The sequence below is a fragment of the Thioalkalivibrio sp. K90mix genome, assembly GCF_000025545.1.
GTDB lineage: Bacteria > Pseudomonadota > Gammaproteobacteria > Ectothiorhodospirales > Ectothiorhodospiraceae > Thioalkalivibrio.
Window position 1 is genome coordinate 135,089 of the sequence record NC_013930.1, and the last position, 13,425, is coordinate 148,513.

Genomic DNA, 13,425 nt, shown 5'->3' on the forward strand with positions numbered 1-13,425 from the left:
TCCTTGTTTTAACGCCAGAAACAACTGTCACAAGCGCCCTCTATGGTCGATGTTCCACGCACCAAAGTGCCTGAAAGCAGAACATTTCCCAATAGAGTAGACACAATACCGGTTAGGTCAAGTCCCGTAGCTAGCGTGTACGCCACGGTGTAGGCTGTACACCGTACACCGTACATCCCCAGAAAGGATTTTCCGCATGGAACCCCTGAGTTACGAGGAAACGGTCGAGACCGCGATGCAGCTCCTCCGTGAGGGCCGAAACCCGACGGCCAGTGCGGTGGTGCGGCGAGTAGGGCGAGGATCTAAATCCACGGCGCTCAAGCACATCCAGCGGTGGCGCGAATCTCTGGACGCCACGGGCTTCGTGATGCCTGCGGGCGTACCGGACGCGCTGGTCGACCCGATGGAGGCCATCTGGAATGCCGCCCTCCAGGCGGCCAGTCAGGTCTTCGATCAGGAGCGCGAGCGCACTCAGCAACAGCAGGAGGCATCTGAAGGGCGGGCGGCCGTCGCAGAGGCACTCGCCCAAGACGCGCAGAGCGAAGCGCGGCGGCTCGAGAATGAACTGGAGCAACTCCAGCAACGAACTGAAGATCTGGATGAGGCGCGCAAGGCGGCCTCACACGCGCTAGAGAATGCCCGCAAGGAGATCCAGGACCTACGCGAGTCCCATGAGGCAGAACGCGAGAAGTGGGAAGCCCGGCTGCAAGAGAGCGTCGAACGAGAGCAGGATCGTGCGAAACAGGAAACGCAGGCCCTGCAAGAGCGCATCGACGAACTGAAGGGGCAGATTGAAGCTTGGGAATCGCGCTACGACGACACCGAGCGTTATTGGCTCCAGGAAGTCGCGAACGCGCGTCATTCAACGGAGAAGGCCATCGAGGCCCGCTCGGCCGACCGCGCTGAGTTCGACCGCGAGCGTCGGATGCTCAATGAGCAGATCACCCAGCGGGGTGTGCAGATCACGAAACTCGAAAACACCGTGACGCGACTCGAGGCAGAGGCCGAGCAGGCGAAAGACGCGCAGCGTCGGGTGAAATCATTGGAGGCAGAGCGCGATTCGCTTCAGGCGGAGGTGGAGAAAGGCCGTATCGCGCAGCAGCGCGCCGCCGAGCTCACCGACGATGTGAAGCGCTTGCAGGGCTGGGTTGACCGACTCACGGATCAGCGGACGAGAGTCGATGGCGAACAGGGAGAAGGCCGATGAAGGGAACCATCAAGTGGTATTCCGACGAGAAGGGGTACGGCTACGTCGTTGATCCGGCGGGGAAGGAGCGGTTCTTCGGGGCGAAGCATGTGCAGGGTACCTCAACACCTTCCAGTGGAGATTCGGTTTCCTTTAAGCCGGGTCTCGACCGTAAGGGGGCTCCCATTGCGCGCAGCATCCAGATCCATGCCCGAGGCCCGGCCAACGAGGATCCAAGGGAAATCTGCCGCCACTGCAACCGCAAGATGACGCCTCGCGTCGTGGTTGGAAAGCCAATCATCACGATGGGGACGTGGACCCCGGAGCCGAAGTATTCGTTGTGTCCGTATTGCGCCGGGCGCCATAAGGACTTCCAGCCAGCCGACGGCCCTCTGAAGGCCCTAACTGTGACCATCAGCGTCATCTTCGCGCTCGGTGTTGGTGGATTTGTGCTCCACACCCACCTGACCTGGGATGACCGATCGCAACCGGTGGAGCGGACCTCGCCGCCCCAGATGGACGAGCGACGCCAGCAGTTCGAGGAACGCCATCAGCGGTTCATGGAGCAATTTCGCGAAGAGTGAGGACCTTGAGCGCCGAGCTAATCCGGCGCACTTCAGAGCGCCCTACAAAAGGAAGGCCCGCAAAGCGGGCCTTCCGAGGGCTGTGTTGACGGACGCCCGTCAGACGACCATCCCGTTCACGGCGGCAAACGGCACATCATCGTCAAACACCGGGCCTCCGGCCGCGCCGGCATAGGCCGGTTGCTGGTTCGCCGGTTGCGACTGACCGCTGCCACCGGAACTGGACCCACCAGAACGACCGCCCAGAAGATGAAGATCGCTTGCAACGATCTCGGTGGTATATCGGTCATGGCCGGACTGGTCCTGCCACTTTCGCGTCTGGAGCTTGCCCTCGATGTAGGCCTGAGAGCCCTTCGAGAGGTACTGCGCAGCAATATCCGCCACGCGCCCGAACAACACGATTCGATGCCATTCCGTGTTCTCGCGCTTCTCGCCGCTGTTCTTGTCGGTCCACTGTTCCGTGGTCGCCAGACGCAGGTTGGTAACACTGACCCCGTTCGGGGTTTCGCGCTTTTCGGGATCAGCGCCCAGATTGCCCAGCAGAATGACCTTGTTGACACCTTTCATAAAAACTCCTTTTCGACTTGAGTACGGGGTATCGACGTTTCCACTCGGAAACAACCGTAGGGTCCGGGTGGTGCATTTCGGTAGTGATTCACCCCGTCCTGCAACGCCGATGGGTGCAGATTAGCAAAGGGTGTCGAGCTGTCGATTTCTTCAAAGGCAGAGACTGGCCCGTTGCGGATAACCCACACACCCGACGTCGGGAAGCGATTTTTCGATGTAACGGAAAACGACGCGAAGCGTCAGTTAGAAATCGTTAAAGACCGTTAAAACCCGTTAGGAGATCGCGGACAGATTGCTGTGGTGCGCCCTGTGGGCTTTTACCGTTCATCAGGTACGAATTGGCGTTCACCAGGTACGAGTCGTTGTTCATCAGGTACGAATCCCTGTTCATCAAGTCCCGATCCCGTTCATCAAGTACGAATTAACACCCGTTCATCAGGTACGAATCGGATTTCGATCAAAATTGGACGCCCAGACCGGGTGTTCATCAGGTCCTAGTTGGGATTTCGAGGCTTCAACGCGGGATATAGGGCTTCGACCGAGGGGGTGTTCATCAGGTACGAATCCGAAGACGCTCGGGTAGAAAAATCGACCGAGCGAACACGGGGAGCTCGGAAACCCGCATTGCAGAGCCAATCGTGGCAAGCGGCCGTTCATCAGGTACGAGATTTACAGGGGGTCAGGGGGATCGCTGGATTGCGGCGGGGCAGGGGACTCGCTACGGTTTTGCGCATTGAGACAACCCAGCTCAGGGTGGAGCGAAGCGAGATCACGGATGACGGAATCACGTCTTGAACCCGAACGCTATCCGACCAGCGACTTCTTCGTCGCGGATATTCCGAAGGTCGTGCCGAAATCGGACATGCCTTCTATGCCACACCCCTTCTTCGCACTGAAGAAGGGGGATCACGAGCCCCGGTTCTATGAGAACAAGGGGACCAAGGTTACCGTGACGCCCTCGTACTACGGGATGGCGACGATCTTCGATAAGGATCTGTGGTTATACGCGATCTCACAGATTGTCGCCGGGGAGGACAGCGGCCACCCGAACGTCGGGCCACACATCCGCTTCTCGGCACACGAGTTCATGCGGGCCACCAATCGGCCAGCGGGCGGGAAGAGCTACTCGCTACTTCGACAGGCCATCCGCCGCATGGATGGCACCCGGGTCGAAACGAACATCCAGACCGGAGGCGAGTCGGGCAATCCGATCGAGAAGACCGATTGGTTCGGACTAATCAAGGACGGGAACACGCTGTCCGGTAAGGTCGACGGCCGCGGAACAGAACGCCTGATTGAGTTCACCATCCCCCCGTGGCTCTACAAGTCGATCCAGAGCCGCGATGTGCTGACGATCTCGCGCGACTATTTCCGCCTGAAGAAAGCCCTTGACAGGCGCATCTATGAGATTGCCCGGAAGATGTGCGGCAACCAGAAGGAAATGACCATCGGCCTCGAGAACCTGGCAGCCCGTGTCGGCGGGAAATACCCGATGCGGCGTCTTCGATTTGAGCTGAAGCAGATCCAGGAACGGCAGGAAATGCCCGAGTACCACCTGATTCTTGATGCCACGAAGAATGTGGTTCGATTCAAAAACCGCGATCCGGGCGCACGCCGGGCGCCGGCCTATGCCCGGGCCCGGGGGAAACTGAGCGGCTACTCGGAAGACCACCTCCGCAAAATGGCGCTGCCCGGAGAGGCAACACTGGAGGATGTGGCACGGCGGCTGGCGCGAGCCGCGCAGTCCCAGCCCGCAGCCAACAACGCAGCGGCCGCAAGCGGGACACTGGATCTGGAGACTTGCTCCAAGAAGCCCACGGCGAAGGATGCTCTGCAACAGATGCAGGAGAGCCTCGGTGTGAGGAAGCGCAAAGAGCTACAGGTCTAATCAGGGTACAACACGGGCCGTTCGCACGGATCAGCGACGGTATGTTTGGTCGGGCTCAGGGATAGAGACAATGACAACTTGGAGTAACCTGGCGCAATGGGTTCGAGGCAATGTATCGGACCACAGTGGAGGCGCCACCATCACGCACCAGATCCTGGAAACCTTGGAATCCGATGGCGGATGGCTGACCTGCTCGCAGATATCGAATCGAACTGGGATCTACATCATCAAGGTTCGGGACGCGATGCGTCGACTGGAACAAAACGGATGGGTACGCAGGCATAGTGAACGTGTTCAGAGAGAACTCCAGTTTACATTGACCGAAACCGGGTACAACCGAGGAAAGTCCGAACGCAACCGGGACGAGAGTAGCGTTCCGTACCATTAGGCCCAAGAGGGGCCGCAACCCCCTTTTTCTTTTAGGAGGTCCGTCTAGGAATGATGGACCTCGATTCCATCGCCTTCGGTCGAAAGGGTCTCGCACACTGTCTGCGGATGAGGCACCTGAGTTTTGTCTGTCGCCGGCGACCACCAAGGGTCATTCTGCTTCGGGTAGTACGCGTGATAGGGGTGCGTCACCGCCGGCGAGAAACCCTCCCCGTAGACCAGCAGGAACCCCCGGAGCGGATCGCGCACACAGCGCTTGCAGAGCAGGTCGGACAGGTCAGGGCCACACATCATCGACATGGTGTAGTTCCGTCCGAAATGAGCCTTGCTCACCTCCATTAGGTGCTGAGGCGTAACGGCCAGATGGGGCGATACAAACAGCCCACTTAGGTTCCGGCCTTTGCACTCCATCGCCAGCGTGTCCAGTGAGCGGCTGAGGTGCATCGCGCGATCGCGATGGCTCGGGGAGCGGAAACCGCGTACCAGGAAGCGTCGGACGCCAAACTGCACAGCGCCCTGCGGAGCAAGGTCGTCGAACTGCACAAAGCGCTCAACAGCGTGGCCGGTTACCTCAAAGGCCGCCAACGCGAAATCGGCGAACAGGGGCTCCGGAATGGACTCGACCTTAGAGAGAATCGCTGAGTGGTCGTCCTCCTCCGTGAGGAGGTGTTTCGCGAGGGCCCGCATTTCCCGTACGTCACGCCGACGACCAGGACTCATCAGCAACGGGTTATTCCGAAGCGGTGGAAAGAGTCCTTTCTTTTGAGGCATAGCGCAATTCCTTTTGCGAATTCAGTGTTATGGGCAACGCTACACGTCATAAAGCAGGTCGTTCAAACAGAGAATGGGTGCTCGAGGCAACCATCGAAAAAGCCGACTGGATCCAGAAAGTTCAGTCGAAACATGGAGATAGGGCTTGCTGGAGCAAGGCGAAAGCAGATAGGGTGAAAACTCGTTAACACAAGGAGCGTGATGAACATGGAAAGAAAACCCGTCCTGGCAACGAGCTATGAGCTGTCTGCATGGAACCCGATCCTGGAGAAGAGTGAAGGAGATAGGGCGGCCCCATACCTGCTCGAGCTGGCCGGGTGCCTAATGGACCCCTTGGAGCAGAACCGAATCGTGGGGCGCCTCCACGCGCACATCCTGTGCGACTGGATAATCAATCTCGAGGGCATGCTGGAAGTTGAGCCGAGTTGGGGATACCTGCGGAAGATCATGGACGCTGACGCGGGGGGCGGCGTGTGCCCCGATGTGGCGGCATGTCTGTACGTCCCGCAAGAGAGGGTGGAGCGAGGAGATCTAATGGTCGTCGAGCGTGTTGAAGTTCTGCCTGAGTACGAGGGGTGGGGTTTCGGCGGCGAGCTCATAGAAGATGCGTTCAGGACGGCCGCGCGCAACGTCAGCCTGGCTGTGCTACGACCATTCCCCCTTCAGTTCGAGGGAGGAGAGCGGCATAGTCCAGCCCCGTCGCCCTGGGGGCCGGAATGGCATCAGGCCATGTGCCTGAACCAGCGAGAATGCAGCAAGGAGGACGCGATGAAGCGCATCATCGCAAGCTACCGCCGGGCAGGCTTCGTCGATCTGTCGGATGAGCCGGACCCCCTGATGGGAAAGCCCGCCTGAAGAAATCGACACTCACGCCGCAGCCGGTAGCCTCGGGGGCATGGATGCAGATACCCGGGAGGGGCAATGAAACACCAATGGATGATGATCGCGGCCATCGTGCTGACCGGTGCGCCGGTGATTGCAGGCGAGACGTTTGAAGCGCAAGGGCAGGCCGTCGTGGGGTGGATCGCGGATGGCGACACCATGCGCGTAGAACGAATCGACCCGGAGATCTATAACCGGATCCGGCAGGAGGCGGAAGCCGAACAGCGCCGGGTCGACCGCGATCTCCGCGTGGATGAACGCTTCCGAGATAGTGAACGGAGCATGCTGGTGCGGATCGGGAATATCGATACGCCCGAGTCGGTACATCCGGACCCGTCACGCAACACCCCCGAAGGGAAGGCAGCCTCGGAGTATGTGAAGGATCTGATGGCAGATCGCACCGTGAATTTTGTCTGCTGGGACATCGGCCACTGGGGGCGCCCGATCTGCTCGTTATATGGGGGTGAGATGGGAGAAGGATTCGACCTCGGCGTGCATCTGGTCAACGAGGGGCATGCAGAGTACATCGACAACTTCGGGCCGCACCCGTATTGGCCCGAGGCCTACGAAGAGGCGGCCGGTAGCCAGCAGTGAAGCCCACCGCCGAACAACGGAAGATTATTGAGAGCTCCCCGCATGAGTCGTTGGCGGTGGAGGCTTTCGCGGGGGCAGCCAAGACCACCACGCTTGAATGGCGGGCGAGAGCGCACCCATCGCGACGTTTCCTCAACCTGGCGTTCAATAAGTCGGTGAATGAGGACGCCAAGACGCGGTTCCCGGCCAGCAATACTACCTGCAAGACCACGCACGGATTGGCTTTCTATACCTGCGGACGGGCATATGCGAACACGCCGAAAAAGCTCGGAACACCGAAGCCTTATCAGGCGGAGCGCGCTTTGCAAGCCGCTGGCCGCAGGAGCCGGGGAGCAGCCTACGCGGCGATCTGTCTGGACGTGGTGGCGGCGTACTGCGCCTCGCCAGATGAAGATCTGCACGAGGGATTTGTATCGCCCGAGCATGCTGCGCTGTTTGGAGTCGGAACTGGGGAGGTGGCCCGCGATGCCCGCTTCCTCTGGGAAGCAATGCGCTGGCTGAATAACCCGCTTCCCATGTCGCACGATGGGTATCTCAAGCTGTACCAATTATCGCAGCCGGATCTGACCGGCCGTTTTGACTGCATCATTCTGGATGAGGCCCAGGACACGAACGCGGCGGTATTCGATCTGCTCGTTTCCCAGGGGTTGCCACTGGTGGTGGTCGGGGATACCTACCAGTCGATCTACGCCTTCCGGCGTTCGGTGGATGTGATGAACCGAGTCCCCGGCGGCTGCCGGTACAGCCTGACGCAGTCGTTCCGGTTTGGCCCTGAGATTGCAGAGGTTGCGAATACCCTGCTCGGGGTTTTCCTGGATCCGAAACACTTGCTTATCGGGGCGGGCCCCAGAGGGGCCGTACTGACACAGGGGCAATGGGAATATCAGGGTTCGAATGCGGGGGCGCCCCCTTGTCACCTGAGCCGAACGCGGGCTGGGGTGTTTCAGAGCGCAGTGGAGGCCCACGAGGCGGGATTGAGGGTCGCGTGGTGGGGCGGCGTCAAATCGTATGAGCTGTGGGTGCTGAGGGAAGTCCAGCTGCTGGCGGATGGCCGGCATCGAAAGATCCGTGATCCGTTGATGCAGCGCTTCGCGACGGTCGATGCTCTGGAGGAGTTTGCCCAGTCGGTGCAAGACCGCGAGCTGTTGGCCCGGATTCGCATCCAGCGCCGTTTCGGTAAGCGGCTCTACGACCTGGTCGAGCGGCTACAGGAGGCTGCCGTTCGGGATGTGTGGCGTGCCGACCGGATTGTCAGCACTGCACACCGGGCGAAAGGCGCTGAGTTCCCTGTCGTTGTGTTGGGGGATGACTTTCCGGCGCTGACAATTCAACAGCGTCTCGAACAGACAGGGAAGGGGGAACGGGTGCCGCGCACTGAGGGATGGATCGACCGACCAGGCTGCGCCATCCCCGAGGATCCGGAAATCTACCTCCTGTATGTGGCGCTGACCCGTGCGAAAAAGGTGCTCGTGATGTCGAAAGAGCTGGAGAAATTGACGGATTGGGCCGGAGTGGTACAACAGGGTCATCGATACAGAAACGCTGCGGGCTTCTAGCGCCCCCAAGGAATAACGAGATGACGATCAGCGAACGAATACTGACCGGCCTGGAGCGATTCGCCGCCCGCCTGGAGCGTATGGCAAATGCGCTTTCCGGGTGGAGTGATCGGATCGGACCGACCGAGGAAGAGATGAAGCGTGTCGACCGCGAGCTGAAGATCCGCGCCGCGCAGTCTCGCCGTGAACACGAAGCGATGCAGGACTACGTGATGTGGGGCGCATCCCCGAAGATGCACAACGGTCATCGCAAGGACGCAGAACGTGAGGTGGACGGGCGCTGAGTGCGCCCGTCGCACCCGACGGCCCGGCTATATCAGCCGGTAAACGCCCCGCCGGACCCGCTCGACCTTTCCGCGCGAAGACAAGTATGAAACGACAGCGCTAGTCTGGGGCGGCGGCTCCATCCCCTGCTCCTTGAGCAGTGTTTCGATGTCGGCCGCGGAGTAGTCCCTTCCCGCAGCCATTACACCAAGAATTTCCGCGCTCCCTGCGGACCCGGAACGGTTTTTCCGGTGGCTGCGAGGTGCTTTCGGCGCGCGCGCCGAAAGCACCGCTTCCAAATCGCTCAATCGCTTTTCGATGCTCTCAAGGTCGGATGCGTGAGAACGCTCCAGATCGCGGAGTTCGCGACGGTGACGTTTCTTGATGTCGCGCATCTCCGCGCGGTGAGCTTTCTTGGTAGAAGCGCGTTCGTTGCGAATGGCCTGAAGCGATGCCTGAGCCTGTTCTTGTTCACGTGCCCGGGCGAGTTCGTAGAGTTCGTCGGCCGTCATCGTGTCGAGCGATTGGTCGTGCATTCAGAAACCTTCATGTGTGGTGGGTGTGCAAAGACAAATACGCTTCCGGAGATCTCGGCACTGAGAAGCGCGAGGCGCCACTTTCACGGATACAAAATGATCGAGACAAACGGAAGAGGGCGCAGAGTGTAACAGAGCACCGCTCGCGCCCGACGGACGATAGAAATCGACGTGCAGAGGTAAGTCGATACCCTCGGCTTGGCTTCATGCACAACGGGGAGACACCATGGAAAGTCGAATCGACCTGGCTTATGCCATCTACCGTGAGATCGAAAGCGATCCTGAGACGGCGGAGGCGGCGAGGTTCTATATCGCGGAGGAGGGGTCTATTCGAGCGGCTGCCGAATTGTTCTATGACTGGATGACCCATCCGGACATGATGAACCTGGATACAACATCGGATGGCGTTCCATTGAGAAAGGAGTGGGTCGAATTCGCACTGGGGCAGATCCAGAAGGATGAGGGCCTGGTAACGCCCTACCAGCAGTCGGCCGTAAGAAAGAAAGCCACCCCTCGAGGGAAGGGGCCTGAGCACGACAGGGGGGCGGTGTCAGGGGTAAGGGGCACCACCGCGGCTCAGACCCCCTCGCTCGAAGGGTGGCCGGGAATATAAGGTGCCAGGAACGACATACTCAGGGTGGATCCACCCGCGAAGTCGGGGACCCTGCCCAACTCAGCTTTTCAGTGGAGGAGACCAACGGTGATGGAGGCTATAAACTGAAAGCTGACCGTGATGTGGAATCCATTCCTGAATCGCCGTTCCTTGGCAACGGCTTCAAGATGAAGTGAACGGGCTTTAACGTCAAGGGTCGTTTTTCAACCGCGGATGGTCGTGCGTCGCCTCTACAATGATCCCGTCACGGGTGTAAGTGGAATATCCAAGGGAGTGGATGCAATGGATGGCAGTATCGAGTTGATCGCAATGTGGGTGCTGGCGGCAAATCTCGCCTCGATCGGGCTGTACGCCTGGGATAAAGGTTTGGCTCGAGAGCGGGCGCGGGGCAAGAGCCTCAGCCGAATCCCGGAGCAAATGCTACTGACGGTCGATTTCGCCGGCGGTTTCCCCGGCGGTTTTTGGGCGCAACGGCGCTTCCGGCACAAGACACGAAAAGGCACTTTCCAAGCGAAGTGGATGATGGTGGCAACGGCATCGACCGTGGCCTGGGGGGTGCTGCTCTACGGGTTCGTGGCGGCGTAAGCCGGATCCATCTGGAGCGTGGGTTCGTCGCGCAGCTGAAGCAGTTCGTAGAATACGGGTCCATCGGTCTTGCTTGGATCTGAAGGGGGCTTCGCGCGGAATACAACCTCCTCCGGCAGGATGAGTTCAATGCCGTCCCTGGTGAGATCTGAGGGAGTGCGGACGGGGCCGCCCAATACACAGTGCTCGATGAACGTGGACCACTGACGCTGGGCGGACGGGTGTTTCCATTCGGGGCTCATCCAGACGTTGATGGTGCGCGGCGACGTTTCCTCGAGTTCAGGGTTGCCGTCTTCGCCTTCCTTAATCCTGGGCAGTTCATGGATGTCGAGGGTTAGTACCACGGCTTCTTGCTGCTTCTTCGTGGGTCGGATGCGCGCGGTCATATCGCGCACTCGAGCAATTCGGGCGTCGTAGGTCGTATCGCCGTGCTGTGCGCGGGTGCGCATGCGCGCCAGGGCGGCCCCCAGAATCGTTTCGCACTTCACGCACCATTGGTCGTAGGTGGTGTTGAGGGTTCCGCAGGCCGGGCACTCAACGCTCGACCAGCGATGTTCGCAGCGAACGAGACGCTGGTTGGGACCCTCAACGAAGTTCGTACACTGCACGCCGATGTGACCCGCGAGCCGTTCGCCGAGGGCCGTGAGAACAGGCATTCCGTTTTCGATGGATCGTAGGTATCCCTGGGCGTCGATCTCGGTGCCTGGCAGGTCCACCGCCTGAAACCAGTTGGTTCCGGCACAGGCAGGACAGTCGACCTCAATGCGCATCGAGCCCTCTCGGTCGCTGGGCAGGGCCGCCCGAATCTCGGGTGAGAATGGATCGCCGCGGGGGCAGAAGCGGCCGAGATTGTTAGCGTAATCGAGGACTAGACAGTCTTCCTTTCCAGTCTCCGGGCTGAGCCTTAGCCCGCGGCCAAGAATCTGCTGGAACAGCGAGGCGGAGTGAGTGGCACGCAGGATTGCGATGACATCAACGGCAGCCACATCGAACCCAGTGGTGAGGGTGCTGACATTGACGAGATACTTGAATGCCTTCTTGCGGTGAAAGTCAGCGATTATTTGCCGCCTAACGCGGCGCGGTGTCTTGTGCGAGATCATCCCCGACTGTGAGGGCGGTAGGAGGCTCAATACCATCTCGGCGTGCTTAATGTTCTGGCAGAACAGGATCGCGGAGTGCCGGCCGCCCCTAATTTTCTGCTTCACCTCTTTGACGATCTCCTGGGCCAGATCCCGCGCGTTCCCGTGAACGAAGACCTCGTCCGAGGATTCGTTGGTCCAGTTCGCGGTACGGTTGCGGACGAGCTTGGTGGTGTCGTACTGCGCCGTTACATCGCCGAAGATCGGAGGCAGAATGTAACCCTGTTCGATGAGGTAGTGCGCCGAGACCTCGTAGATCATGTAGGAGAAGTACGGATCGAGCGTGAGGTCATCGCTCATCGGGGGGAGGTCGAGGTGCTTGTCCTGCCGGTAGATGTACCCCTCAGTAAGCCGGTACGGGGTCGCCGTGAGCCCGGCGACCCGAACGTTGGGGTTGCGCGAGCGGATGGTGTCGATCGCCTCGATGATCTGGTTGGATGTCCTGTGTGCCTCGTCGATCAGGACACCGGCGAATTCGTACTCCATGAGTTCTTCGATGTTTACCCGCACGGTTTCGGGGGTGGCGTAGATGATGTCCTCGCTATGAGACTTGTCACCGGCACCTGCGCAAAAGATGCTCGCCTTGAAACCACTGGCCTCCATCTTCGCGTGATTCTGCCCGACCAGCTCGGCACTGGGGGCTAGTACCAAGACCTTCTTTCGTAACCCCGTTTTTTCATACGCGAGTTGCCTCAAGACGGCGGAAATTCCGGCAATCACCCAGCTCTTGCCAGCACCGGTGGGCATTACAATCAGCAGGGGTTCGCGCGTGGAGACCACCCATCGGGTGTAGCAATCGACGGCCTCGCGCTGGTAGGGGCGAAAGCCTTTGAAGGAACGATCGAGAAGGTCGGTGATGCTTGTTGTGGGTGGCATTGTCGGGTCCAATCCTGGATGCGCCCTCGCGGCCGGTAGCGATGGGTGGTCATTCCACAGAAGTGGGTGGATCCTCGGAAAGAACGGATTCAATAGGAGCGTCTTCGACCAGGGCGATGCAGGCCGCAAAGACCAGGTCCTCGTTGTTGATCGCGCTTAGGTTGGCCTCCGCTTCAGGTTTAAGGTCCTGACGAGCCAGGGAGGATCGGATTTCGTCTCCATGGCCTTCCAGGTCGCTGACGCATCTGTGTAGCTCGCCACCGGCAGCAAGGGCTGCGGTGACATCGCCCTCAACACCACCCCAGGTGATGTAGGCCGCGAGCCCGAACGATGCGATGACGGCCGCGAACGTAAACATCTTCATCCCTCACCTCCTCGCTTCCAGCATGGCTGCAAGGAGGCACTGTGGAGATGTTGAGACGTCCGAAGGCTCCGGTAAGCAGCACGAAGATCGAGGCGGAGGTCGCGGGACAGGTGAGGCGTAGCTCTACGCAGAGGCGTCCTTGTCACCTGGCAGAAAAGCGCCAGTGCATACACGGCCTCCGTTGGGCCAAGACCGGGTGGCGAGGACTCGGAGTGCGGCCGCAACAAAGCGGCGCGGGTTACAAATAGGCCGAACCCCATCAGGACTGCAATCAACTCTTGGAGCCGACGCGACGTCGTCGCGTCAGGCGCGAGGGCGTCGGGGCCATATCTCTCGAGCCACCAACCCGCCATGTGGCTGGCGAATTGCGTGACCAGGTCATCAGCCCCCATGGATGCGTCGTACGTGAAGGTCCGTGGCGGCGGGTGAAGCCCAGGATAATGGGCCCGAGTGGGGAAATTCTCATGCCTCCCATCGACGGGAGTGACGCGAGCCGGCCAATGAGCCAAACCCGCATGAAAGCGGACCGCGTCAAACAGCTCCTGCACCCACTCGTTCGGGTTATCCATGCGACACGAGGGCAGATGGTATCCAGTGGGGAGTACCAGGTAGGGGTATTCAGTAACGGATGCT

General features: G+C 59.9%; 15 protein-coding genes. 10 read left to right on the forward strand and 5 right to left on the reverse strand.

Annotated features, from left to right (window positions below):
- Positions 1-196 precede the first annotated feature (196 nt).
- Both TK90_RS13950 and TK90_RS13955 read left to right on the forward strand, forming a co-directional pair.
- Positions 197-1,207, forward strand: coding sequence for a DNA-binding protein (locus TK90_RS13950; protein ID WP_013006628.1), 1,011 nt, complete (start codon positions 197-199; stop codon positions 1,205-1,207).
- On the forward strand, positions 1,204-1,770 hold the full coding sequence (locus tag TK90_RS13955; protein ID WP_013006629.1) for a cold shock domain-containing protein: 567 nt from the start codon (positions 1,204-1,206) through the stop codon (positions 1,768-1,770). Before TK90_RS13950 ends, TK90_RS13955 begins: the two co-directional genes overlap by 4 nt.
- A 99-nt stretch (positions 1,771-1,869) precedes the next feature.
- On the opposite strand, the gene ssb is transcribed toward TK90_RS13955, so the two are convergent.
- Positions 1,870-2,337 (reverse strand): single-stranded DNA-binding protein, encoded by a 468-nt coding sequence (gene ssb / locus TK90_RS13960; RefSeq protein WP_013006630.1) that lies wholly within the window; start codon positions 2,335-2,337, stop codon positions 1,870-1,872.
- Between the two features lie 775 nt (positions 2,338-3,112).
- Here ssb and TK90_RS13965 point away from each other — a divergent pair.
- A complete protein-coding gene (locus TK90_RS13965) occupies positions 3,113-4,225 on the forward strand; it encodes a replication initiator protein A (protein WP_013006632.1) in 1,113 nt (370 codons plus the stop codon).
- A 70-nt stretch (positions 4,226-4,295) separates the two neighbouring features.
- Positions 4,296-4,613, forward strand: coding sequence for a winged helix-turn-helix transcriptional regulator (locus tag TK90_RS15520; protein WP_013006633.1), 318 nt, complete (start codon positions 4,296-4,298; stop codon positions 4,611-4,613).
- 44 nt (positions 4,614-4,657) lie between these two features.
- Here the strand turns inward: TK90_RS15520 and TK90_RS13970 are convergent, their stop codons facing one another.
- On the reverse strand, positions 4,658-5,383 hold the full coding sequence (locus TK90_RS13970; protein WP_013006634.1) for a hypothetical protein: 726 nt from the start codon (positions 5,381-5,383) through the stop codon (positions 4,658-4,660).
- Between the two features lie 201 nt (positions 5,384-5,584).
- Between TK90_RS13970 and TK90_RS13975 the strand changes: the two genes are divergently transcribed.
- From TK90_RS13975 to TK90_RS13990, 4 genes are all read left to right on the forward strand, one after another.
- Positions 5,585-6,238 carry a hypothetical protein gene (locus tag TK90_RS13975; RefSeq protein WP_018940604.1) on the forward strand — a complete coding sequence of 218 codons (654 nt, stop codon included), beginning with the start codon at positions 5,585-5,587 and terminating at the stop codon, positions 6,236-6,238.
- A 66-nt stretch (positions 6,239-6,304) separates the two neighbouring features.
- Positions 6,305-6,859: a thermonuclease family protein gene (locus TK90_RS13980; protein ID WP_013006636.1), complete on the forward strand. Its 555-nt coding sequence runs from the start codon at positions 6,305-6,307 to the stop codon at positions 6,857-6,859.
- Positions 6,856-8,415 carry a UvrD-helicase domain-containing protein gene (locus TK90_RS13985; RefSeq protein ID WP_013006637.1) on the forward strand — a complete coding sequence of 520 codons (1,560 nt, stop codon included), beginning with the start codon at positions 6,856-6,858 and terminating at the stop codon, positions 8,413-8,415. The genes TK90_RS13980 and TK90_RS13985 overlap by 4 nt, the downstream gene beginning before the upstream one ends.
- 20 nt (positions 8,416-8,435) lie before the next feature.
- A complete protein-coding gene (locus TK90_RS13990) occupies positions 8,436-8,699 on the forward strand; it encodes a hypothetical protein (RefSeq protein ID WP_013006638.1) in 264 nt (87 codons plus the stop codon).
- A 27-nt stretch (positions 8,700-8,726) separates the two neighbouring features.
- Here the strand turns inward: TK90_RS13990 and TK90_RS13995 are convergent, their stop codons facing one another.
- Positions 8,727-9,215 (reverse strand): type IV toxin-antitoxin system AbiEi family antitoxin domain-containing protein, encoded by a 489-nt coding sequence (locus tag TK90_RS13995; RefSeq protein WP_013006639.1) that lies wholly within the window; start codon positions 9,213-9,215, stop codon positions 8,727-8,729.
- Positions 9,216-9,441: 226 nt separating this feature from the next.
- Here TK90_RS13995 and TK90_RS14000 point away from each other — a divergent pair, with 226 nt between their 5' ends.
- Positions 9,442-9,828, forward strand: a complete 387-nt coding sequence (locus TK90_RS14000) for a hypothetical protein (protein ID WP_013006640.1) — start codon at positions 9,442-9,444, stop codon at positions 9,826-9,828.
- Positions 9,829-10,110: 282 nt separating this feature from the next.
- On the forward strand, positions 10,111-10,413 hold the full coding sequence (locus tag TK90_RS14005; protein ID WP_013006641.1) for a DUF1294 domain-containing protein: 303 nt from the start codon (positions 10,111-10,113) through the stop codon (positions 10,411-10,413).
- On the opposite strand, the gene TK90_RS14010 is transcribed toward TK90_RS14005, so the two are convergent.
- A complete protein-coding gene (locus tag TK90_RS14010) occupies positions 10,392-12,428 on the reverse strand; it encodes a DEAD/DEAH box helicase (protein WP_013006642.1) in 2,037 nt (678 codons plus the stop codon). The genes TK90_RS14005 and TK90_RS14010 overlap by 22 nt on opposite strands.
- Positions 12,429-12,477: 49 nt before the next feature.
- Entirely contained in the window at positions 12,478-12,792 is a 315-nt protein-coding gene (locus TK90_RS14015; RefSeq protein WP_013006643.1) for a hypothetical protein, read from the reverse strand.
- Positions 12,793-13,425 lie beyond the last annotated feature (633 nt).